Consider the following 21,710-nt stretch of genomic DNA (forward strand, 5'->3'; position numbering starts at 1 on the left):
GCTCGCTTCCCGTTCATCTAACCTCTTCGAGGTTCTGGCTTAGCGATGCTGCAATCTGACCTGCCACTGTGCGAGGTACGTTGCCGTAGCTGAAGGTCTGCGCGGCCTGGTTGAGCCGAGGCGTAAATCCGCTGCACAACGTGGCGGCTCGCGCGTGCAAAACGGGCAGAGGGGCTCTCCGGTCCACGAAGAGAGTGCCGGTTGTCTCGCGTCCGCGACCTTTGTCACGACGCCACCGGAGCACAGACGTTCCGCGCCGTGCGAGATACGAGTAGATACCCGTCGAGCGATCGCAGTGGTACCAGTCGCCGTCGCGTCGGTACAGATGTACCCGCCGGTTGTTCACGCGCATGCGGTACAGGCCGTCACGGGTCGGATTCGGTTCCACAGAGCTAAATTGGCCGTTCGGCTGCAGCTGGTCCAGGTCCGCTGCGACCGCCGACGGCGGCGCAGCGGGACTGCCCAGCGCAAGCGCGGGCAGGCGGTTGGACAGCCGCACGGCGGCACAGCCTCCGTATACGGCTCCGGCCTCCTCCGCGATCTTCTGCAGCGTCGCGACATCGTCGAACTGGATGATCCACGTCTCCGGCGAGGGCAGATGGTCAGCTACGCGCTCAGCCGCGAAGGCAAGGAATGAGACGTTGCTGTCCTCCAACCTCTCACGCAGACTCGCTGGTCTCGCGCCGACCACGACTGCCGAGCCGTCAGCAGCGGGAAGCCTGGTGATCACGGTTGGTGCGATGGCCCAACGGTCCGCGTCCCACCGCACCTCGGCATGCGCCAGCATGGACGCGTCACGCAGCCATTGCTCGCCAGCAAACGAGTGGAAGCTCAGATCCGACGTGCGTGCCAGCCACCGCAGCTTGTCGCCGAGGTCGCGGATGCTGCCCGCGCCTGTTTCGCTCATCCAGCGCAACATCAACTCAGCGTCCACAGTGACGCTCCCACTGCTGCAGATACTTGGCCCACAACGGTTCTGTGGACTGTCCATGGCCAGATATACGAGCCCACAGCGACGCGGACACGGCATCTAAGTATCCGAAAGCGGGCAGGTTCGGCTGCAGCAACCGAACCTGCCAGGCGTTGCCACGTCGCTGCGCGAGCCACGCCGCTGACGGAGTGGCGGTCACCTCGAAGTAGTAGGGCGTGACTCCGCAGACCCGCGCCAGCACCTCAGCAGGCTCTGGCTCTTCTATCTGCGAACAGATGCCGTCCTCGCGCAACAGCCAGGTCTCATCTTGACCTCGGCGAGCGAGTACGGGCTCGTTGTCAGGAGGTCCGTGAACGTCGGCTCCGCAGATTTCGACGCGATCCTCGTCGTCACAAAGGAAGGCATTGCTGTTCCAGCCGAGCTCGCCCCGATTGAGTCCACCGCCCCTGGGCTCTGCGTCGATCACGTGGAAGACCAGTACTTCTCCGTCGACACGCAGCTCGTGTCTACCTGCGGTCAGCGGGCCTATGCGCCGCAAGGAAATCGGGAAGCCCGACGCGACGAACGATGGTTGCTGCGCCACGCCGTCGAGCGCGGCCTCCACCGTGCGGGCCTGTTGCCCGGAAGGAAGAAGCAGGTCGGGTTCGCCGCCGCTTAGATAGGCAAAGCGCGTGACGTGACGTGCTAGCCGCAATCCGTTCGTGAGCTGCGGCCGGACGACCAGGTCTGGACGCACCGGGCTCATCCGCAGCACTGGCGTCCGGCTCAGCGCGGCATCTAGGCGTCCCGCGTCCGCGAACACCACGGACCTGTACAGCTTCCAGCCCGGCAACAGCTGACTTGCGCCTACCCGGCCGACACGCCGCCAACCAGGTTCCGCAGCTTCAACGAACACGCGCTCCAATGCGGCAACGACGTCGTCCCGTGCAGCGATCAGGTGTTCCTCGTGTGGGTTGATCGAAGGGCAGGAAAGCCAGCAACCCGCGTCAGGATCTTCAGCAAAGACAACGACATCCGCAGGCGAGAACCGCGCTGAACACTGCTGCCCCACCAAGCGGAGCCCTCGCGTCAGGTCCTGAGTAGTTGCCGGCAGGTCCCGGTCCAGCGCGTACAGAGAGCTGTAAGGGTCCCGGAAGATCGCCACTTCACACTGCTCGGCTGCGATCTCACCCCGCAACACATCCTCGTCTACGCCGTCTGCTGCCGTGATCACCCAACTGACCCGCTGGCGTTTGACGTCTAGGGCAACCTTCATGTCCAGGCGGCGCAGACCATCCGCGGTGATGACACGCCCATCCCAGTCTTCTGCGAGGCCGACGAGCAGCTGACCCACCAGTTCCACTTGCAGCGGATCGCTGACCAGCTGCTGGAAGGCCGGACTGAGACCACGTGGTGCTGACATCCACATTTTCAGGTAGGACAGAAGAACGCTGGCACTAGGTACGCCAACGGTCCTCACGTCGAGCTTCGCGAAGAACCTGGTCAGCCGGGCACGATCAGAACTTCTCAGCACCGCCTGCGAGAGCGGGTAGCCAATGCGGGTCAAGCCTGGGTGATCGCGGATAGTCGAGACGCCGCGGGCACCACCGAGACTCTTCAGCCAGCGGTCGAGCACCCGCCACATGTCGGCCACATCGGCGAACGCGCCTGCCTCTCTCAGCGCAGCCCGGACGTTCGCCGTCACCTCTTGATCAGCATGCGGGACAAGGGCCTGAGCCAGGCGGGTATAGAAGTTGTTCGCAGCTACTTCGGAGTCGCGGTGCATCCGAGACGCGGCAAGAACACTCAACGCCAAAACTGGAAGCGTGGGCGGCGGCAGCGTCTGATCACCCTGTTGCCAGACCTTCTGCATATGGCGCACACGGCCGAAGGTGTTACGTCCACCGCTGAGAAATAGCAGCTCACCGACGGCAGCGGCGAGCGAGGCGGCTGGATGCAGCTCGGCCGGCGCGATACGTGCAAGCTCGTCGTCATCGATGAATAAGACAACAGGCACCATCGGGCGGCTAAGGAACGTCTCGGCGAGCAGCTGCTGCCAAAACCCGTAATCCGCCGTCTTCACTCGTGCCCCGATGCCGGGCGTCTCCAGCGACAGCACCTCGCGATGACCTCCCCATGCCCAATTCCGCGTGCTACCGCCACGGCGCTCAAAATCTCCGATAGCCGACCGACACGGCTGCAGCGCCGGCGGCTCGGCTGTCCGTAAGAACAGCTCGTGACCGCTGTGGTATGCGCTAACACCTTCCGAACGCCACCGCCGAACGGGTGTGCACACTCATCCAACGCAATACGATTGACGGTCGCTGTCTGTAGTCACGACCTCACAAACTGCACACCGAACCCCCGTCCATGCGCGGTGCACGATTGAGCGTGTGGATTCACTTACGAGCCTCTTGCGCTGACTTTCGGCGATCACTGTTCGCGCGTTACAACGCGCACTCTCCATGCCACAGGTGACCTCCGCAGCGGCTGCCGCAACGGCACCCCACCTACTGCGAGGCCACCAGCTTCCTGCCGTTCACCCATTACGACGTGACTGCCCGCCGCGCTTGAACGATGTCGCGCAGTTCGGACGGAGTGAGCCAGTCAGTGCCACGGTGGATCATGCGGTGGCAGTTGGCACACAACACTGCCAAGTCCTTCAGCTGTGTGGTGATCTCGCCGGTGGCTCAGCATCCCCTAACGGCGCAGCCGTAGGGCAGTGTCCGGTCTCGTGTTGCCAGCAGAGCACGCCCGCCATGTTCGCCAACGAGCCCTCAAACAGAGTCAGCTGTCCCGCAACGCGCCTCGTCCATCCGCCTCCAAGACGCGCGACTCCACGCCGGGACGTGTATGGATCGAGCTGTCCCACGCCTTAAGACGCGTATATCTGCAGCTCGCGGCCGAGAAGCACAACGCAGGAGGCCCGTCCCGCGTGATCACCGCGGGACGGGCCTCCTGCACAGAACGGGCCAGGTGGCCTACCCAGGGCCAGGAAGGGTTAGGTGGGTGAATAGTGTGCGACTTCGTCCTCGGACACGAAAATGTCGCAAATTTGCGACGTCTACGTGGCAGGTGCTCAAGTCCACTTGAGCACCTGTTTTGCGTTTCGGTGCTACCTGCGGGTGGCGTTCGATGACGCTTTCGTACATCCGCCCCATCGTCCCTGACACCGCACCAGGGAATGCACCGGGCGCGTCAGCCCGTGCCATTGGCCAGCCGCTCCCGCTTATCGTCGTCCCGGCGTCACGACCGGCCCGGCAGACGAACGTTCTGTACCGGATGGCCGCCGTCGACCACCGCGGCCGAGTCGCGGACCGTCACATCACGGCCGCACTGGCGTGGGACGCAGCCACCCGTCTGAGCATCCGCGAACACGACGGCCTCCTGGTCGTGACCGCCGACCCACATGGCGTCTTCAAGCTCACCAAGGAGGGCTACCTCCGGCTGCCGGCAGACGCCCTGCGCGTGCCGAAAATTACGTCCGCACAGGTCAAGCGGCATGCCGGTACTCATGAAGGACTCCACCGAGACGGTCCCGCTGAGTACCGCTAGGCGTTCGATCCGTTCAGTCTCAAGGGGTTGAAGTCGGGCTCGCAAGGGTGCTGCGGCGGCGAGGGTGTGCCTGGCAGCTGGGAGACTTCGACCGCTGCTCACGGGAGGAGGCGCGCGAGCTTCGCCGGGGCGAGCTCGCGGTAGCTCTCGGTCAGCAGCTCCTTGATCTCGGTTCAGTCGCATGGCTACCTCCGCCGGCCGGCTAGGACGATGTGCTACATCCGTCGAGGGCACCTCCGAACGCGTTAACGGATTACGGTTGGTTCATCCGTTCGGGCGATACTTCATGACGGCCGCACGCCGCATCCAGCGGTGATAGCTAGGTCTGAGAAGTAGTCAGCAAACCGTCGTGCCTGCTGAGCCCTCCAGGATCGCCCCCGCCTCTGTGAGTGCGCCGATGGCTGCCACCGCCCCTGTTGCCTTCACGAACCGGCGACAGGCCTCTATCTTCGGTCCCATCGATCCGGCGGGGAACGTCAGCTCCTCCAGCTCCGCCAACTCCAAGCGCCGCAGCGGCACGGCGTCAGGCATGCCGAAGTCGGTCATCACAGCGGGTACGTCGGTCAGCAGGAGCAGGCGGTCGGCGTTCAGCGCGATCGCGAGCTCGGCCGAGGTGAGATCCTTGTCGACGACCGCCTCGACACCGTGCAGCCGACCGTCGTCGACCACGGGTGCTCCTCCCCCTCCAGCACAGACCACGATGGTCCCGCCCCTCACGAGCTGCTCGATGGAGTCCTGTTCGACCAGCCGGAGCGGCTCCGGCGAGGGCACGACGCGGCGCCAGTGGGAGCCGTCTGCCGCGACGGTCCAGCCGTTCTGCTCGGACAGCCGGGCGGCCTGGACGCGGTCGTAGATCGGGCCGATGAACTTGGTCGGCGCGGCGAACGCCGGGTCGGAGGCATCGACCACCGTCTGCGTCACGACGGCGAGCACCGGTTTGCGCACGCCGGCGTTGCGCAGGGACTGGGCAAGCCAGTAGCCGATCATGCCCTGAGTTTCGGCGCCGAGGGTGTCGAGCGGGTACGGGCGGCTCAACGACGGGTCTGCTTCGCTTTCGAGTGCGAGTAGGCCGATCTGGGGGCCGTTGCCGTGGCACACCACGAGTTCGTGTTCGGCGGCCAGCGGCGCGAGTGCTCGCGCCGCTGCTTCGACGTGGTGGAGCTGGACGGAGGCGTCAGCGTGTTCGCCGCGCATGAGCAGGGCGTTGCCTCCGAGTGCGACGACGATGCGCATCAGGAGGCCAGTCCGGCGACGATGACCGCCTTGATGGTGTGGAGGCGGTTCTCGGCCTGGTCGAAGACGACCGAAGCGGGAGACGAGAACACCTCGTCGGTGACTTCGGCGCCGTCGAGGCCGTACTGGTCGTGGACCCGGCGGCCAACGATCGTGGTGCGGTCGTGGATGGACGGCAGGCAGTGCAGGAACTTCGTGGTGGGCTTGCCGGTGGCCTTCATCAGCTCGGCGGTGACGCGGTAGGGCGTCAGCAGAGGCACGCGGTCGTCCCAGGCTTCGGGTGAGTCGCCCATGCTGACCCAGACGTCGGTGTAGATGAAGTCGACGCCGGCCACGGCCTGTTCGGGGTCGCCGGTGACGAGCACGCGGGCGCCGCTCGTCGCGGCCAGTTCCTGGGCCTTGGCGATCACGCCGGCGGGCGGCTGCAACGTGGAGGGGGCGGCGATGCGAACGTCCATGCCGAGCAGGGCGCCGGTGATGAGCAGGGAGCGGGCGACGTTGTTGTGGCCGTCGCCGACGAACGCGAAGCTGATGTCCTCGATCTGGCCGTCGAAGTTCTCGGTCATGGTGAGGATGTCGGCGAGCATCTGGGTGGGATGCCAGGAGTCGGTCAGGCCGTTCCACACGGGCACGCCGGCATGCTCCGCGAGCGTTTCGACGGTGTCCTGGGCGAAACCGCGGAACTCGATGGCGTCGAACATGCGGCCCAGCACTTTGGCGGTGTCCGAGACGGACTCCTCGCGGCCCATGTGGGAGCCGGTCGGGTCGAGGTAGGTGACGTGGGCGCCCTGGTCGTGGGCGGCGACTTCGAACGCGCAGCGGGTGCGGGTCGAGCTCTTCTCGAAGACGAGGGCGATGTTCTTGCCCGTCAGCAGCGGGTGCTCGGTGTGGGATGCCTTGGCGCGCTTCAGTCCGCGGGCATGGGAGACGAGGTCGAGGAACTTCTCCTTGGTGAGGTCGAGTTCCTTGAGCAACGAGCCGGGGTGGCGCATCAGATGTCCTTTCAGATTCCGTCGCGCTGGATCGGGCAGGTCATGCAGCGGGCGCCGCCTCGGCCGCGGCCGAGTTCGTTGCCGGGGATGGAGATGACCTCGATGCCGTGGTCGGCGAGCATGGTGTTGGTGACGGTGTTGCGTTCGTAGCCGACGACGACGCCGGGTGCGAGTGCGAGGAAGTTGTTGGCGTCGTCCCACTGTTCACGTTCGGCAGCGCGGGCATCTTCGTCCGCGCACAGCACGCGCAGCTGGTCGACGCCGAGCAGGTCGGCGATCGTGGCGAACAGCGAAGTCCGCTCCTGCACGCGCAGGCCGGCCGAGCTGCGCTCGATGACCTCTTCCGCGTCGGCAGGGGTGATGACCCACGTTCTGAGGGACTCGGGATCGAGGCCGGGATAGCGGATGAACGTGTCCAGGTCGAGCATCGTCATGACGGTGTCGAGGTGCATGAGCGCGTGCGAGCGGGGCAACTGCACGGCGATCACGGAACTCGCCTGGCCCGTGCGGAACAGTTCGCGGGCCAGGATTTCCACGCCCATCGGGGTGGTCCGCTCCCCCATGCCGATCAGCACGGTGCCGCGGCCCAGGACGAGGATGTCGCCGCCTTCCAACGTGGCGGGCTGGTGGTTGGCGTCGTCGGCGCCGTAGTAGATCGGGAACGTGGCGTTGGCGAACAGCGGGTGGAAGCGGTAGATGGCCTGGCAGTGCAGGGATTCGCGGCGGCGGGCGGCCTTCGCCATCGGGTTGATCGTGACACCGCCGTAGATCCACGCGGAGCTGTCGCGCGGGAAGAGCGTGTTGGGCAGCGGTGGCAGGACGAAGTCGTCCAGGCCGAGGCTGTTCCAGCGCAGGCTCGGCACGCTGAGCGGCGACAGGTCAGCGCGCGTGACACCGCCGACGAGCAGTTCGGCGAGTTGCGGGGCGTCAACCTTCTCCGCGAACTCGCGGACGGGCACGGCCAGCGTGGGTCCGAGCAACTCCGGCGTGCAGACGCGGTCCAGGACGAAAGCCCGTGCTTCCGGCAGGGCCAGTGTCTCGGCGAGCAGCGTGCCGGTGTGGTGCACGGCGATCCCGCGGCCGCGCAGCACCGAGGCGAAGACGTCGTGTTCTTCCTGAGCCTTGGCGGCCCACAGCACGTCGTCGAACAGCAGCTCGTCGCAGTTGCGCGGGGTGAGCCTGCTCAGCTCGAGACCTGGGCGATGCACGATCACCTGCCGGAGCGTGCCGACCTCCGATCCGACGCCGAGGTTCACAACCTCACCTCGCCGTACTCGTCACGGCTGACCTTGAGCCAGATGTAGAGCGGCACGCCCAGCAGCAGGCAGATGACGCCGTAGTACACGGCCTGGTAGCCACTGCCGGCCAGCGCCCAGAACGCGAACACCAGGGCCAGAACCGAGACCGTGCAGTCACGCACGAGGTGCGGCCATTCGGCGCGGCGGCCGCGGACCAGCAGCCAGTACAGCTGTGCGGCGGCGCTGAACAGGTACGGGACGACGGCGGTGAACACCGACAGCAGCACGAGCGTGGTGAAGACCTGCTCGAAGTTGGTGTAGCTGACGATCACCAGGGCTGAGGCGAGCACGGTGGAACTGATGATGCCGAAGCTCGGGATGTCGCGGCGGGTGCGCAGGAACGCTTTGGGGAACAGGTTGTCCTTCGCGGCGGCCATCGGCATCTCGCCGATGATGAGGGTCCAGCCGATGAGGCAGCCGAGGCCGGAGACGACGGCGGCGATCGCGATGGTCTGCCCGGCCCACTGGCCGCCGAAGATGGCGTTGGCGGCGTCGGTGAACGGGGCCTTGGTGTCGCGCAGCGCCGCGTTCGGCACGGTGCCGAAGACGGTGAGCGTGCCGAGGATGTAGACGACCGCGCAGCCGATCGTGCCGAACACCGTGGCGCGGCTGACGTTGCGCTCGGGATCACGCACCCGGCCGGCGGCGACCGAGGCGGTCTCGATGCCGATGTAGCTGAACAACGCGATCGCGCCGGCGGCCGAGATGGCGCCCCACACCGAGGTGCCGCTCGCGTTGAATGGACCGAAGTTCGCGGACTTCACGAAGACCAGGCCGACGGTCGCCATGAACAGCAACGGAACGATCTTCAGCACGACGGAGAGGATCTGCGTGACGGCCATGTTCCGCAGGCCGGACAGGTTGATGAGTGCCGGAATCCAGAGGCCCGCCAAGGCGATCGCGATCGACCAGACCACCTCGTGGTCGGTGTTGACGAACACTTCGACGTATCCGACCAGCGCGACGACGATCGCCGCGTTTCCCGCCCAGGCGGTGATCCAGTAGCACCAGGCGTTGAGGAAGCCGGCGAAGTCGCCGAACGCGTCGCGCGCGTAGACGTAAGGGCCGCCGGAACCGCTGATGCGTTTCGACAGCGCGCCGAACGTCAGCGCGAGTGCCAGCGCCCCGATGCTGACGAGCACGAACGCGACGAGGCTGATCGGGCCGAACGCCGCGAGTGCCGTGGGCAGACCGAACACTCCGGTGCCGATCACGGATCCGACCACCAGCGCGGTCGCGGTGGGCAGGCCGAATCTGGACGGTCGCGGCTGGTCGCTGCCCGGTCCTGGAGGCGCGGTGGCCTCCGGTCCGGCGGTCTCTGTGCTCACGGCGCACTCCTCACTCCGATGTGGACTGTTCAGCACTGAGAAGCCTGCGCCAGGCGAAGAAGATCCCCCACCTCCCCAGGTCTCGCGAGCACCGGGCACTAGGTCCCCAGTCGTGCGGGACCCCGGTCTCTGCGCGCTGGCCAGCGCGCAGAGCAGCCTGGAACGGACGACTCGACAGAGGAGGCCCGATGAAGGCGCTGGTGTACCACGGTCCTGGTCGACGCGCGTGGGAAGAAGTGCCCAAGCCCGAGGTCAACGAGCCGACGGACGCGATCGTGCGCGTCACCGCGGTCACGATCTGCGGCACCGATCTGCACATCCTCAAAGGCGATGTGCCCGAGGTCGAGCCTGGGCGGATCCTCGGTCACGAAGCGGTCGGCGTTGTCGAGGAGGTCGGTGCGTCGGTCACCGGACTGAAGGCCGGCGACCGAGTGCTGATCTCGTGCATCACCACGTGCGGGCGTTGCCAGTACTGCCGCACCGGCAGCTACGGGCAGTGCCTCGGCGGGGGTGGCTGGATTCTCGGGCACACGGTCGACGGGGTGCAGGCCGAGTACGTGCGGGTGCCTTTCGCCGACACCTCGACGCACCTGCTGCCCGCCGAGGTCAGCGACACCGCCGCGGTGGTGCTCGCGGACATCCTGCCCACTGCGTACGAGGTCGGTGTGCTCAACGGGCAGGTCAAGCCCGCGGACACCGTGGTCATCGTCGGCGCCGGGCCGATCGGGCTGGCGGCGATCCTGACCGCGCAGCTCTACAGCCCCAGTCACATCGTCGCGGTGGATCTCGCGCAGTCGCGGCTCGACGCCGCGAAGCAGTTCGGCGCCGACGTCACGGTGGCGAGTGCCGAGGAAGCCGAGCGGGTGGTGCGGGAGCTCACGAACGGGCTCGGCGCCGATGTCGCGATCGAGGCGGTCGGGGTGCCGGCGACGTTCGAACTGTGCACGAAGCTGGTGCGGCCGGGCGGGCACGTGGCGAACGTCGGCGTGCACGGCAAGCCCGTGACGTTGCACCTGGAGGACCTGTGGATCCGCAACGTCACCATCACCACGGGCTTGGTCGACACGGTCTCCACGCCGACACTGCTGCGGATGGTCGCGGCCGGCCGGATCGACGGCGAGCGGTTCATCACGCACAGGTTCGCGCTCGGCGAGATGAAGCAGGCGTACGAGGTGTTCGAGAACGCGGGTGACAGCGGGGCGTTGAAGGTCGTCCTGCAGGCCTGACCGGACACGCGAAAGCCGCCGGGGTGGATCCCCCGGCGGCTTTCGCGTGGTCAGATCTTCCTGCCCCAGCGGAAGTAGGTCAGCGGGCCGGCGAAGCTCACCAGGATCGCGAGCGCCCACCAGAGTTTGCGGCCCCGGACGAACTCGTCCGGCCGCATCGCCAGATCGGTCCATGCCGCACCGGCGAGCAGCAACTGCACGACACCTGCCGCTATCAGGCCTTTGTGCTGTGCCGCGGTCAGGTCGCTCCACTTCTTCTTCGCCATGTTCAGATCCGTTCTGGCGCGGCGACGCGCACGTCGGTCACGCCGGCGACAGCGCGGGCGAGCACCTCCGCCACGTGCCGGTCGGTGTCGTTGTCCATCTCGTCCACAATGGACGCTCTGCCGCCGCTGACCTCGACCGTCCACCGGTGCGCGTCACCCACGATCGCGAGCCGGTGGCGGATCTCCGCTTCGATGATCCAGTCCGCGCGGCTGATGGACCGCAACAGGTCCCGGCGGGTCACGATGCCCGCGAGGTGGCCTTCGTACACGACCGGCACGCTGCGCACGCCGCGTTCGAGCATCAGATCGGCGACTTCGGCGAGGTCGGTGTTCGGGGTGACCGTGGCGGGTGCCCGCATCACCTGGCTGACCAGGTCGGCGGGAGCCTTCCTGGCTTCCACAGGTTCCCCGTGCACCAGCGACCGCGGGTCCTGCGGCAGCCTGTCCTTCAGCAGTTCGGTCTCGCTGACGATGCCGACGAGCTCACCCGAGTCGTCGACCACCGGCAACGCGGTGAAGCCGTGTTCCGCGAGCAACCTCGCCGCATCGCGCGCTGCCGTCTTCGGGCTGACCACCACGACGTCCGTCGTCATCACATCTCGGGTCCTCATGGGTGCTCCTTCAGCCGAGGATCGTGGTCTGACGGGTGTGCGTGGTGTCGTTCCACTCCGGCCGCAACTCGTTGAGTACATCGACCACGCCCGGCAGTGCGCGCACAAGGTGCCCGGCGATCTCGACCTCGCTCTGGCGCTCGAGCTGTCCCCGCATGGTCACCACGCCTTCGGACACCTCGACCTCGACGCTGAACGGGTCCACCCACAGCATCCGGCCGAAGATCTCGTCGCGGATGACCGTCTTCAGTTCGTCGTCCTCGCGCAGGAAGAGCTTCAGCAGGTCCCGCCGGGACAGCACGCCGACGAGCGCGCCGTCGTCGTCCATCACGAAAAGCCTGCGCACACCGGCCGCGGCAAGTTCCCGTGCCGCCGCACTGGCCGCGAGGTCCGGAGCCACGCTCTTCACCGGCGTGGTCATGATGTCGCGAGCGGTCAGTCCGCTCGCCTGTTCCCACCTGTGTTTCACGGCGCTTCGTGCGAAGACGCCTGGAGCCTCCTCGGTGCCGCCCCGGAATTCCTCCTTGGGCAACAGGTCGGCTTCCGACACGACGCCGACCGGATAGCCGCCGTCGAGCACAGGTACCGCACTGATCCCGTTGTCCTCCAGCAGACGTACGAGGTCCTTGAACGGGCTGTCGACGTCGGCGCTGATCACCTCACGCGTCATCAGCGAGGCAACTGTCGGTTCACGCATGACACACACCCTCCGGTGATCCGTGGTTCGTCCCCTCCAGCGTTCTAGCGAGCCGTTCCGCCGGACACCTCCCTAAGGCGCCACCGGGCGAGGACAGCTGTCCCGGCACGCCGGGGACCTAGGCCCCTCACGTCCGGTCGCCGTGGCTGCGAGGTTCGACCTGGGGACTTCTACCTGGAGGTGAGCCGGATGGACCGCGGTCGGCCGGACGAGAACACGCTGAGGGCAGCGGTGGCACTCGCGTGTCGCGCGCCGTCAGTGCACAACTCCCAGCCGTGGCGCTGGGAACTCGGTGAGCACAGCTTGCACCTGTACGCCGATCGAGCGCGCAACCTGCCGGCGGTGGACCCGCTGGGCGCGGACCTGACGGTCAGCTGCGGAGCGGCCCTGCACCACCTGCGCGTGGGACTCGCGGCACTCGGCTGGCGCGCCGTCGTGCACCGCCTACCGAATCCCGGGCTGCCCGACCACCTCGCCGCGATCGAGTTCGAAGCGCGCGAGCCCACGGAGTCGCAGGTGGCTCACGCGGCGGCGATTCCGCGCAGGCGCACGGATCGTCGGGCGTTCTCGTCGTGGTCAGTGCCTGACGGCATTCTTGATCAGCTCGTGGCGTGCGCGCGTGACGAGGGAGTGGACGCTCGGGTCGTCACGGGCCGGGCACGCGACGAGCTGCTGATGGCGATCGGCAAGGCCGCCGCCGCACAGGAGGCCGATCCGCAGTACCGGGCCGAGATCCGCGAGTGGAGTGGCGTCTATCCCGGTGCTTCCGCGGGTGTGCCCGCAGCGAACATCCCGGCCGGGTCGCGGCAGTACGGAGACCTCCGCATGCGTGAGTTCGCGCCAGGCGAGCTCCTGCAGTCCGGTCAGAAGCTCCTCAGTGAGGACGCCGGGTCGCTGCTGGTGCTGAACACCTCGTCGGACGACGAGCTGTCGCGCCTGCGCGCCGGGGAGGCGACGAGCGCGGTGCTGCTGGAAGCCACCGCGGCGGGCCTCGCGACCTGTCCGATCAGCCAGCCGCTGGAGGTCGTGGAGACCAGGGAACTGGTCCGCGACCAGGTGCTCGGCGGCTCGACCTGCCCGCAACTCGTCATCCGCGTCGGCTGGGCGGCGTTCAACGCCGACCCGCTGCCCGCAACGCCCCGCCGTCCCGTCATCGATGTTCTCAGCCACCAGGAGCAGCCGTGACCACGTACATCCGCGACTTCAGCACACTCGGCAAGAACGACACCGACGTCGCCGGCGGCAAAGGGGCCAACCTCGGCGAACTGACCCGCGCGGGACTGCCTGTGCCCCACGGCTTCGTGGTGACCGCAGAGGCGTTCCTCACCTCGATGAGCCAGGTTCGCAGCGACCTCGCCACAGAGCTCGCGATCGCGCTCGACCGCTCTGCGACACCGCAGGCGCTGGAGGAGTCGGCCGAGCGGATGCGGGAGCTGGTGCGCAAGGCGGGTGTTTCCGACGATGTGCGGCACGCGGTGCTGCAGGCGTACCGCGGCCTCGGCCAGGACGAGTCCGTGGCGGTCCGGTCCTCCGCCACCTCCGAGGACACCGCCGGTTCGTCGTTCGCGGGGATGAACAGCACGTTCACCAATACCCGAGGCGCGCACGGCGTGCTGGACCGGCTGCTGGACTGCTGGGTGTCGTTGTTCGGCACGCGGTCGATCGCCTACCGCGCCGAGCAGGGCATCACCGGCGAACCCGCGATCGCCGTGGTGGTGCAGAGGATGGTGAACTCCGAACGCTCCGGTGTCATGTTCACCGCCGATCCGTCCACCGGTGACCGGGACAAGCTCGTCGTCGAAGCGTCGTTCGGGCTGGGCGAGGTGGTGGTGAGCGGATCGGTCGAGCCGGACACGTACGTGTTGCGTCGCAACGGTGACGCGGTCTCCCTTGTGGACACTCGTGTCGGCCGCAAGACGCACAAGATCGTGCGTGGCGCGGACGGAGCCGACGAGCGGATCGACCTCACCACCGAGCAGTCGCACGCGCAGGTGTTGACGGAGTCCGAAGCAATCGCGATCGGGCAGTTAGGCGTGCGGGTGCAACGGCACTACGGCGAGCCGCAGGACACCGAGTGGGCGATCGCCGACGGCAAGACCTGGTTGGTGCAGTCCCGCCCCATCACCACTCTGCCCGCGCAGGAAACACCGTCGAGCGGCCCCCTGGTGTCCGGATTGGGTGCGTCGCCGGGCATTTCCTCCGGCCGGGTGCGCGTGCTGCGTTCCCCGGATGAGGGTGGCCGGTTGCGTGACGGCGAGGTGCTGGTCGCGGAGATGACCAATCCCGACTGGGTGCCGACGATGCGCCGGGCGTCCGCGGTCGTCACCGACGGCGGCGGCATCACCTGCCACGCCGCCATCGTGGCCCGCGAACTGCGCGTGCCGTGCGTCGTGGGAACCGGTTCGGCCACCACGGTGTTGAAGGAAGGCCAGCAGGTCACTGTCGACGGTAGTGCTGGAGAGGTGCGCGCTGGTGCCGCGGCGATCACCACCGCGCAGCGCATCGTCGCGCCTTCCGCACCGTCGACCGAGGCACTCGGCACCCGCGTGTACGTCAACCTGGCACTCCCCGAGCACGCCGCCGAAGTGGCCGCCATGCCGGTGGACGGTGTGGGCCTGTTGCGGGCGGAGTTCATGCTCACCGAAGCACTCGGCGCGGAACACCCGCGCAGGTTCCTCGCGCAGCACGGCACCGAAGACTTCCTCAACGCCATGGCGTCCGCGTTGCTGCAGATCACTCACGCGTTCGCGCCGCGTCCGGTCGTTTACCGGACGATGGACTTCCGCACCAACGAGTTCCGCGAACTCAAGGGTGGCGACGAGTTCGAGAAGCACGAGCACAACCCGATGATCGGTTACCGCGGCTGTTACCGGTACGTCGACGACCCGATGCTGTTCGGTCTCGAACTCGAGGCTCTGGCACGCGTCCGAGAGCAGACGCCAAACCTGCATCTCATGATTCCCTTCGTGCGCACCAAGTGGGAACTCGAAGCCTGCCTGGAACAGATTGACCGCAGCCCACTCGGTCGCCACCGCGGCCTGCACCGGTGGGTCATGGCCGAGGTTCCCTCGGTGGCGTACTGGATCCCCGAGTACGCGCGGTCCGGCATCGACGGGGTCTCCATCGGCAGTAATGACCTCACGCAGCTGATGCTCGGCGTCGACCGCGACTCCGAACTGTGCGCGGACCTGTTCGACGAGTCCGACCCCGCCGTGCTCGACATGATCGGCCGCATCGTCGGCGCCGCCCGCGACGCTGGCATCACCTCGTCGCTGTGCGGACAGGCACCGTCCAACAAACCGGAGTTCGCCGAGAAGCTCGTCGAGTTCGGCATCACCTCCATCTCGGTCAACCCGGACGCCGTTCCTGCCGCCCGCGCCGCCATCGGCTCCGCCGAACGACGCCTGCTGCTGCGCCACGCCCACTGACACCGCACTCATCAGGGAGAACCACCATGGCTGTACGGGTAGGAATCAACGGCTTCGGCCGCATCGGCCGCGACGTACTGCGTGCCGCCTTCGACCGCCAGGACGCCGCGTTCGAGATCGTGGCCGTCAACGACGTCACCGACGCGGAAACCTTGGCGCACCTGCTCGCCTTCGACTCCACCTACGGGCCGTGGCGCAGGAGCATCACGACGGAGCACGAGACGATCACCGTGGACGACCGCAGCATCCTCGTGTCGAGCCACGCCGATCCCAGCGATCTCAACTGGGGATTGCTGGGCGTGGACATCGTCATCGAGGCGACCGGCCGGTTCCGCACCCGTGAGGCGGCGGGAATCCATCTCGAACGCGGCGCCAGGAAGGTGCTCATCACCGCTCCGGGCAAGGACGTCGACGCCACCATCGTCATGGGTGTCAACGACGACACGTACGACCCGGGCAAGCATCACGTCATCTCGAACGCATCGTGCACGACCAACTGCGCGGCACCGATGGCCGCGGTGTTGAACGAGGCGTTCGGGATCGTCGAGGGCCTGATGACGACGATCCACAGCTACACCGGCGATCAGGCACTGCTCGACCGCCCGCACAAGGACCTGCGGCGAGCGCGCTCCGCGGCGGTGAACATCATCCCGACGTCCACCGGAGCCGCCAAGGCCATCGGGCAGGTGATTCCCTCGCTGGACGGCAAGCTCGACGGCCTCGCCGTGCGCGTGCCCGTCGAGGACGGTTCCCTCACCGACCTCACCGTCCGGCTCGCCGAGCCGGCGACGGCCGACCAGGTCAACCGCGCGTTCGCGGAGGCAGCCGAGCGGCAGCTGAAAGGAATCCTGCGCTATACCACGGACCCTGTCGTGTCGCGGGACATCATCGGCGATCCGGCGTCGTGCGTCTTCGACGCCTCGCTCACCAAAGCGCAGGGCCACGTCGTGAAGGTGATGGGTTGGTACGACAACGAATGGGGTTACGCCAACCGCACGCTCGATCTCACCGACCGCATCGCGCGGGCGCTGCCCTGATCCTCACCCGCTTCGCTTCATCAGAAACTATTGGGAGGCAACGATGTCTGCTGCTGTGCACACCCCTGCCCGCACCCGTGCGGACGCGGGTGCCATCTCACTCGCGGTGCTCCGCATCGCGACGGGCCTGCTGTTCCTGTGGGCGTTCTTCGACAAGGCCTTCGGGCTCGGTTACGCCACGCAGAGCAAGAACGCGTGGTTCAGCGGAGGCTCGCCCACCAAGGGCTTCCTGGGCCGGGTCGACGTGGGCCCGTTCCAGTCGGCGTTCCACGCCATGGCCGGCACCTGGTGGGCCGACACGCTCTTCATGCTGGGACTACTGGCGATCGGCGTCGCGCTGGTGCTCGGCATCGGCCTGCGCATCGCCGCCGCCGCAGGCACGGTCATGATGCTGCTGATGTGGGCCGCGGAATGGCCGCCCGCACAGCACAACGCGGCAGGCGAGGCGACGATGTCGACCAACCCGCTCATCGACTACCACGTCGTGTACGCGTTGGTGCTGATCGCACTGGCGGCCACGGCCTCCGGCACCGCCTGGGGTCTGGCCCGCTGGTGGTCGGGTCTGCCACTCGTGCAGCACAACTCCTGGCTGCGTTGAAACGACAGGGAAATGGGGCGCCGCGATCGCGGCGCCCCATTTCGTTCCGGCTCATCCTGTTTCTTCCATCTGCTCGGCCAGACCAGGCCTCACGAGCAGGACGGGGCACGGAGCGTGCCGAATGACCGCCTGGCTCGTCGAGCCGAGCACCATCCCCCGAAGCCCTCCCGTGCCGCGCGAGCCCACCACGAGCAGAGAGGCGCCTGCGGCGAACTCCAGGAGCCGGTGGGCGGCGGAACCGTGCACCACGTGCCGCTCGACCCGCACACCGGGATGCCGTCCCGCACAGGAGGCCAGCCGCTGCTCCACGCGTGCCTCACGAGCGGCGTCGAGCTCCGGCCACGCGATGCCGACGGCGGCCGCGATCTCCTCGGTCCCCAACGGCGGGTGCCAGGCGTGCACGGCCACCAATGCGGTGCCGCGGGCCTCGGCCTCCTCGAACGCGCGGTCCAGGACCAGCCAGTTCTCCGGGGCACCGTTCACTCCCACGACCACCGGACCGTCAGAATCCGACTCTCCTCCCCTGACCACGAACACCGGGCACATGGCGTGGCACGACAACGCGAGAGCGATCGAGCCGAGCAGCAGTCCCGTAAAACCCCCGAGACCGCGTGATCCGACCACGACGAGTGCGGCGGTCCGTGACTCCTGCTCGAGCAACCAGGCCGGAGTGTTCACCTCGACGCGCACCTGGATGTCGATGCCGGGCGCGATCTCCTTCGCAGCCGCGAAGGCCTCGCGCACCCACCCCATCGCCTCGTCGTGCAACGCGCTGCGCGCCATGCCCGTCATGTCCAGTGCGTCGGCGGGCAGCGGCAGTTCCGCATGCACCAAACGCAGCTGTGCCTCTCTCCTGGCAGCTTCGCGGGCGGCCCAGCGGACCGCCCGCTGCGCGGACTCGGAGCCGTCCACGCCGGCCACCACCACGTTCGAATGTCCGATCGGGACGGTCATCCGGCTCACCTCCCAGTCCACTCGGGAGCGATTCGCGCCCATTCGTCCGCCCAGCGGCCCATGCGGATCCTCTGATGCGTGAACCTCGCCGCCAGGTACAGCAGAGCCGCCGTGCCGGCGACCGCGCTCCACAACAGGAGGGCGAGGAGAATCGCGTTGAAAGCGGCGCCTTCCTCCGTGGTCGGGGCTTCGGTCATGGCGCCGTCCTGGTCGATCCAGATCGGTACGACGGCGCCGGCCTCCGCGTCGTAGTGCGCCTGCACCACGCCTTGCCGGGCTGAGCCGTCGGGTAGCCGCCACCGCGCGAGCACGGGAGTCGACTCCACCACTCCGCCACGTTCGGTGGATCCGATCGTCGGCGGCGCGTCTTCGACCAGAACAGCGTCGACCTCGTGCCTGGCGGCCTGGTGAACCGGGATCTGCGCCCGGCGCGTCGCATAGCTCTCAGAGGCCGCCGCACCGGCGATCGGGATGGCGAGCAACGTCACCGCGATCGCCAGCGCGAGCACCGCCCCCTCGATGCGGTCGCCCGCCGTGGCGAGTGGGTTGCGACCTGGAAAGACGTGATGAACAAGTCTGGACACCGGCTTGACGGTCATGGTCCACCTCCGCCCCCAAGATTTCCGGGTCCGCGCGGTGGACCCCAGGGTCCTTCGTCCGGTCGCCGACGGGCCCGCGGACTCAACGGAAGTGGAGTCCCCCTGCCGTGTTCGCGACGATTGCGCGAAAGCAGCCTGGACACAGCCACACCAGGCGGACGCGGTGACCACGCCACTTCACGTCCATGTCGGTTCTTTCTCAGCGTGGCTGGGCGAGCACGAAGTAGCCTTCTTCCTCCTGCGCGAAATGCAGGCGCAGCACCGCGTCCAGTCCGTAGAGGGTGGCGCGCAGGTCGTCGACCTGGTCACCGGTCATGCCGGAGGGCTCGGCGAGATGCCTGCCCAGTCGGCGCACCAGCCGTTCGATCTCGGCGTGGCCGCGGCTCATCGTCACCGTGGCGTTCTGGTCGCCGAACTCCGCTGACAACGCCGGATAAAGCTCGGTCTCCTCGGCGCGCTCGTGCGGCAGCAACCGCTCGGTGACAAGCTGGTGAGCGCGCCGCACCGTGTGCGCCGCCTCGGTCGTCATGCCGGAGCGCAGTGCGTCCGCGGCCACACGCACCGCCTCTCGCGCGTCACTCAGTTCGGCGTGCTCAGCGTCGAACCGCTCCAGCAACCTGGTCGTGTCTGCCCGCATACTTCCGTGCCGCAACGGAAGAAGCGCGCGCAACGCGTAGAGGATCACCGCGACGTCGATGGCCTCCTGGACCACCGCGCCTCCTACCGCAGGCAGCAAGCCGAATGCGGCGAAGCCCATCGCCACCAGCGCGAGGCCCATGCCCGATGCCGCACTCTGCACGGCGATCCGCCTGGCCCGTGCCGCGATCTCCACGCCGTCCGCGAGCCGGTCGATCCGATCGTCCAGAATGATCGCGTCCGCCGCTTGTGCCGCCGCCGCGCTACCGCGGTTCCCCAGGGCGACACCCACGTCGGCGGCGGCGAGTGCCGGTGCGTCGTTGATGCCGTCTCCGACCATCACCGTGATGCCGCCGGTCTGTTCGGCGCGGACCCGCGCGACCTTGTCCTCAGGCGCGCACTGCGCCACCACCTCGTCCAGTCCCAGCAGTCCCGCGACCTCCTCGGCGGCCTGCTGCCGGTCCCCGGTCAGCATGACCAGCCGGCGGAGCCCCGCCGCGCGCAGCCGCCGCATGGTTCTGGCCGCCTCCCGGCGCACCGGGTCGCGCAGCAGCAGCGCACCGACGAACTTCTCGTCGGCTTTCACCCACACCGTCGTCGCCGCGTCCAGCCGTGCCTTCCCGGCGGCAGCCCGTTCCCAGTTCTCGGTCAGCTCCTCATCGCGACTGCCCACGAAGACCCGAACACCTTCGACGTGACCCCAGGCTCCGTGGCCAGGCTGTTCATGCACCTCGCGCGCCGGCTCCAAGTGCAGTCCCGCTGCCCGTGCGGCCCCCACCACCGCCGACGCCAGGGCGTGTGTGGAAAGTTGTTCCACCGAGGCAGCGACGGCCAGCACGCCTGGAGCCGTCCACCCACGTGCGGGAATCACGTCGACCACAGCTGGTCGCCCAACGGTGACGGTGCCGGTCTTGTCGAGCACCGCGATCTGCGCGCCGCCCAGCGTCTCCAGCGCTTGGCCGTCGCGCAGCACAACACCGGCTCTGGCCGCACGCGACATCCCGGCGGTGATCGCGACGGGCACCGCCAGAAGTAGTGGGCAGGGGGTCGCGGTCACGAGCACGGCGACCGCTCTCGTCAGTTCGCCGGTCACCACGGCGGCGGCGCCTGCCATCGCGACGGCCACAGGCAGGAACACCGCCGCGATCCGATCGGCGACCCGGACGATCGGCGCACCCGTGGCCGATGCTTCCTGGGCCAGTCGCACCAGCCCGGCGTAGGTGCTCTCCTGCGCTGTCGCAGTAGCTCTCACGTCGACGACAGCCCCTGTCGCCACGACACCGCTACGCACCCGTTCGCCGCGCAGCCGCGTCACTGGTTCCGGTTCGCCGGTGAGAGCGGACTCGTCGAAGGTCGCGTCCCCGAGCAGAACCCCGTCCACCGGCACCACCTCACCGGGCCGCACCACCACCTGGTCGCCGGGTTCGACCGCGTCCACTTCGACCCGGCGCAGCCCGTCGTGCTCCCGCAGATGCGTCTCCCTGGGCGCGCGGTCGAGCAACGCGCTCAGGTCACGCCGCGCCCGGCGACGGGCGTAGGCGTCCAGGGCGTGGCCGGTGCCCACCATCACCGCGACGACCGCGCCCGCGAGGTACTCCCCCACCGCGAGCGTTCCGACCAGGGCGAGCACCGCGAGCACGTCGGCGCCGAACCTTCTGGCCCGTAGGTCGTCCACCACCCACCGCACAGCGGGAACCACAGCTGTCGCCGTGGCAACGGCCCACAGAATCCGCGCGGTGTGCGGATCCCGGAGCCACACGACACCGCCAGCGCCAGCGACGAGCACCACCGCGATCAGGAACAGATGGTCGAAACGCGGTTTCACAACAGTGGCCCGGGCGTCAGCGGTACGGCCGGCTCGGGCAAGGGATCGTCGTGTGCTGCCTTTGCCTCCCTGATCACGACGACCGGGCACGAGGCGTGATGCACGCAGTGCGAACTGACCGAACCGAGGATCGCCTCGATGATCGGCCCGTGTCCGCGGTTGCCCACGACGAGCAGTTCGGCGGACGTGGACGCCTCGGCGAGCGCCGTCCTAGGGTCACCCTCGAAGAGGATCCGGCGGATCTCCACGCCGTCGAACTCCTCGACCGCCTGGTCGAGCATGCTTTGCTGCTCGGCGCGCAGGTTCTCCGGCGACAACCGCATGCCCACCTCCGCGGGCATCGGCCCGATCACCATGCCTCGGTCCGAGTGCCAGGCCGAGATCGCGTCCACCCGGCATCCACGCCGCCGCGCGTCCTCCACGGCCCATCGCAGTGCCGCCTGCGCGGCGGCTGATCCGTCCACGCCGACCACGACGGGCCGGGACTCGCTCTCGCTCATGTACTTCAGCCTCGCGG

At 67.9% G+C, this 21,710-nt stretch carries 19 protein-coding genes; 6 read left to right on the forward strand and 13 right to left on the reverse strand.

What is annotated here, in order from left to right:
- Positions 1 to 13 precede the first annotated feature (13 nt).
- Positions 14 to 934: a hypothetical protein gene (locus OG205_RS09405; RefSeq protein WP_330275863.1), complete on the reverse strand. Its 921-nt coding sequence runs from the start codon at positions 932 to 934 to the stop codon at positions 14 to 16.
- On the reverse strand, positions 924 to 3,029 hold the full coding sequence (locus OG205_RS09410; RefSeq protein WP_330275864.1) for a hypothetical protein: 2,106 nt from the start codon (positions 3,027 to 3,029) through the stop codon (positions 924 to 926). The genes OG205_RS09405 and OG205_RS09410 overlap by 11 nt, the downstream gene beginning before the upstream one ends.
- A gap of 1,163 nt (positions 3,030 to 4,192) precedes the next feature.
- On the opposite strand from OG205_RS09410, the gene OG205_RS09415 reads away from it, so the two are divergent.
- Complete coding sequence (locus tag OG205_RS09415) at positions 4,193 to 4,465, forward strand: hypothetical protein (protein WP_319973865.1); 273 nt, start codon at positions 4,193 to 4,195, stop codon at positions 4,463 to 4,465.
- A 336-nt stretch (positions 4,466 to 4,801) separates the two neighbouring features.
- Here OG205_RS09415 and OG205_RS09420 read toward each other — a convergent pair whose 3' ends face one another.
- Genes OG205_RS09420 through OG205_RS09435 form a run of 4 tightly spaced genes read right to left on the reverse strand, consistent with a single transcriptional unit; the run spans position 4,802 to position 9,316 of the window.
- Positions 4,802 to 5,698: a carbamate kinase gene (locus OG205_RS09420; RefSeq protein WP_330275865.1), complete on the reverse strand. Its 897-nt coding sequence runs from the start codon at positions 5,696 to 5,698 to the stop codon at positions 4,802 to 4,804.
- Positions 5,698 to 6,690 (reverse strand): ornithine carbamoyltransferase, encoded by a 993-nt coding sequence (argF, locus tag OG205_RS09425; protein ID WP_319973867.1) that lies wholly within the window; start codon positions 6,688 to 6,690, stop codon positions 5,698 to 5,700. The genes OG205_RS09420 and argF overlap by 1 nt, the downstream gene beginning before the upstream one ends.
- Positions 6,691 to 6,701: 11 nt before the next feature.
- On the reverse strand, positions 6,702 to 7,946 hold the full coding sequence (locus tag OG205_RS09430; protein ID WP_319973868.1) for an arginine deiminase: 1,245 nt from the start codon (positions 7,944 to 7,946) through the stop codon (positions 6,702 to 6,704).
- On the reverse strand, positions 7,943 to 9,316 hold the full coding sequence (locus OG205_RS09435) for an amino acid permease (RefSeq protein ID WP_319973869.1): 1,374 nt from the start codon (positions 9,314 to 9,316) through the stop codon (positions 7,943 to 7,945). Before OG205_RS09435 ends, OG205_RS09430 begins: the two co-directional genes overlap by 4 nt.
- 188 nt (positions 9,317 to 9,504) lie before the next feature.
- Here OG205_RS09435 and OG205_RS09440 point away from each other — a divergent pair, with 188 nt between their 5' ends.
- Entirely contained in the window at positions 9,505 to 10,542 is a 1,038-nt protein-coding gene (locus tag OG205_RS09440) for a zinc-dependent alcohol dehydrogenase family protein (protein ID WP_319973870.1), read from the forward strand.
- Positions 10,543 to 10,592: 50 nt separating this feature from the next.
- On the opposite strand, the gene OG205_RS09445 is transcribed toward OG205_RS09440, so the two are convergent.
- From OG205_RS09445 to OG205_RS09455, 3 genes are read right to left on the reverse strand one after another with little or no spacing between them, the layout of a single operon-like run.
- The gene (locus OG205_RS09445) at positions 10,593 to 10,808 is read right to left on the reverse strand and encodes a PLDc N-terminal domain-containing protein (RefSeq protein ID WP_319973871.1); all 216 of its coding nucleotides are present in this window, start codon (positions 10,806 to 10,808) and stop codon (positions 10,593 to 10,595) included.
- A gap of 2 nt (positions 10,809 to 10,810) precedes the next feature.
- The gene (locus tag OG205_RS09450) at positions 10,811 to 11,419 is read right to left on the reverse strand and encodes a CBS domain-containing protein (RefSeq protein WP_330275866.1); all 609 of its coding nucleotides are present in this window, start codon (positions 11,417 to 11,419) and stop codon (positions 10,811 to 10,813) included.
- Between the two features lie 10 nt (positions 11,420 to 11,429).
- Positions 11,430 to 12,116, reverse strand: a complete 687-nt coding sequence (locus tag OG205_RS09455; protein ID WP_330275867.1) for a CBS domain-containing protein — start codon at positions 12,114 to 12,116, stop codon at positions 11,430 to 11,432.
- Between the two features lie 189 nt (positions 12,117 to 12,305).
- Between OG205_RS09455 and OG205_RS09460 the strand changes: the two genes are divergently transcribed.
- From OG205_RS09460 to OG205_RS09475, 4 genes are read left to right on the forward strand one after another with little or no spacing between them, the layout of a single operon-like run.
- Entirely contained in the window at positions 12,306 to 13,301 is a 996-nt protein-coding gene (locus tag OG205_RS09460; RefSeq protein ID WP_330275868.1) for an Acg family FMN-binding oxidoreductase, read from the forward strand.
- The gene (ppsA, locus tag OG205_RS09465) at positions 13,298 to 15,544 is read left to right on the forward strand and encodes a phosphoenolpyruvate synthase (protein WP_330275869.1); all 2,247 of its coding nucleotides are present in this window, start codon (positions 13,298 to 13,300) and stop codon (positions 15,542 to 15,544) included. Before OG205_RS09460 ends, ppsA begins: the two co-directional genes overlap by 4 nt.
- Positions 15,545 to 15,570: 26 nt before the next feature.
- The gene (gap, locus tag OG205_RS09470) at positions 15,571 to 16,581 is read left to right on the forward strand and encodes a type I glyceraldehyde-3-phosphate dehydrogenase (protein WP_330275870.1); all 1,011 of its coding nucleotides are present in this window, start codon (positions 15,571 to 15,573) and stop codon (positions 16,579 to 16,581) included.
- 43 nt (positions 16,582 to 16,624) lie between these two features.
- Positions 16,625 to 17,179: a DoxX family membrane protein gene (locus OG205_RS09475; RefSeq protein ID WP_319973877.1), complete on the forward strand. Its 555-nt coding sequence runs from the start codon at positions 16,625 to 16,627 to the stop codon at positions 17,177 to 17,179.
- Between the two features lie 51 nt (positions 17,180 to 17,230).
- On the opposite strand, the gene OG205_RS09480 is transcribed toward OG205_RS09475, so the two are convergent.
- From OG205_RS09480 to OG205_RS09495, 4 genes are all read right to left on the reverse strand, one after another.
- Entirely contained in the window at positions 17,231 to 18,133 is a 903-nt protein-coding gene (locus OG205_RS09480; RefSeq protein ID WP_319973878.1) for a universal stress protein, read from the reverse strand.
- A 5-nt stretch (positions 18,134 to 18,138) separates the two neighbouring features.
- A complete protein-coding gene (locus OG205_RS09485; RefSeq protein ID WP_330275871.1) occupies positions 18,139 to 18,732 on the reverse strand; it encodes an Rv1733c family protein in 594 nt (197 codons plus the stop codon).
- A 199-nt stretch (positions 18,733 to 18,931) separates the two neighbouring features.
- Complete coding sequence (locus OG205_RS09490; protein ID WP_330275872.1) at positions 18,932 to 21,193, reverse strand: heavy metal translocating P-type ATPase; 2,262 nt, start codon at positions 21,191 to 21,193, stop codon at positions 18,932 to 18,934.
- Complete coding sequence (locus OG205_RS09495; protein ID WP_330275873.1) at positions 21,190 to 21,693, reverse strand: universal stress protein; 504 nt, start codon at positions 21,691 to 21,693, stop codon at positions 21,190 to 21,192. The genes OG205_RS09490 and OG205_RS09495 overlap by 4 nt, the downstream gene beginning before the upstream one ends.
- Positions 21,694 to 21,710 lie beyond the last annotated feature (17 nt).

Source organism: Lentzea sp. NBC_00516 (assembly GCF_036346835.1).
GTDB classification, from domain to species: domain Bacteria; phylum Actinomycetota; class Actinomycetes; order Mycobacteriales; family Pseudonocardiaceae; genus Lentzea; species Lentzea sokolovensis.

What these genes read in the sequence shown, in the direction of transcription:
- OG205_RS09415 (WP_319973865.1), top strand. Translation starts at nt 4,193, where the DNA reads ATGGCCGCCGTCGACCACCGCGGCCGAGTCGCGGACCGTCACATCACG.
- OG205_RS09420 (WP_330275865.1), bottom strand. Translation starts at nt 5,698, where the DNA reads ATGCGCATCGTCGTCGCACTCGGAGGCAACGCCCTGCTCATGCGCGGC.
- argF (WP_319973867.1), bottom strand. Translation starts at nt 6,690, where the DNA reads ATGCGCCACCCCGGCTCGTTGCTCAAGGAACTCGACCTCACCAAGGAG.
- OG205_RS09440 (WP_319973870.1), top strand. Translation starts at nt 9,505, where the DNA reads ATGAAGGCGCTGGTGTACCACGGTCCTGGTCGACGCGCGTGGGAAGAA.
- OG205_RS09445 (WP_319973871.1), bottom strand. Translation starts at nt 10,808, where the DNA reads ATGGCGAAGAAGAAGTGGAGCGACCTGACCGCGGCACAGCACAAAGGC.
- OG205_RS09450 (WP_330275866.1), bottom strand. Translation starts at nt 11,419, where the DNA reads ATGAGGACCCGAGATGTGATGACGACGGACGTCGTGGTGGTCAGCCCG.
- OG205_RS09455 (WP_330275867.1), bottom strand. Translation starts at nt 12,116, where the DNA reads ATGCGTGAACCGACAGTTGCCTCGCTGATGACGCGTGAGGTGATCAGC.
- OG205_RS09460 (WP_330275868.1), top strand. Translation starts at nt 12,306, where the DNA reads ATGGACCGCGGTCGGCCGGACGAGAACACGCTGAGGGCAGCGGTGGCA.
- gap (WP_330275870.1), top strand. Translation starts at nt 15,571, where the DNA reads ATGGCTGTACGGGTAGGAATCAACGGCTTCGGCCGCATCGGCCGCGAC.
- OG205_RS09475 (WP_319973877.1), top strand. Translation starts at nt 16,625, where the DNA reads ATGTCTGCTGCTGTGCACACCCCTGCCCGCACCCGTGCGGACGCGGGT.
- OG205_RS09480 (WP_319973878.1), bottom strand. Translation starts at nt 18,133, where the DNA reads ATGACCGTCCCGATCGGACATTCGAACGTGGTGGTGGCCGGCGTGGAC.
- OG205_RS09485 (WP_330275871.1), bottom strand. Translation starts at nt 18,732, where the DNA reads ATGACCGTCAAGCCGGTGTCCAGACTTGTTCATCACGTCTTTCCAGGT.
- OG205_RS09495 (WP_330275873.1), bottom strand. Translation starts at nt 21,693, where the DNA reads ATGAGCGAGAGCGAGTCCCGGCCCGTCGTGGTCGGCGTGGACGGATCA.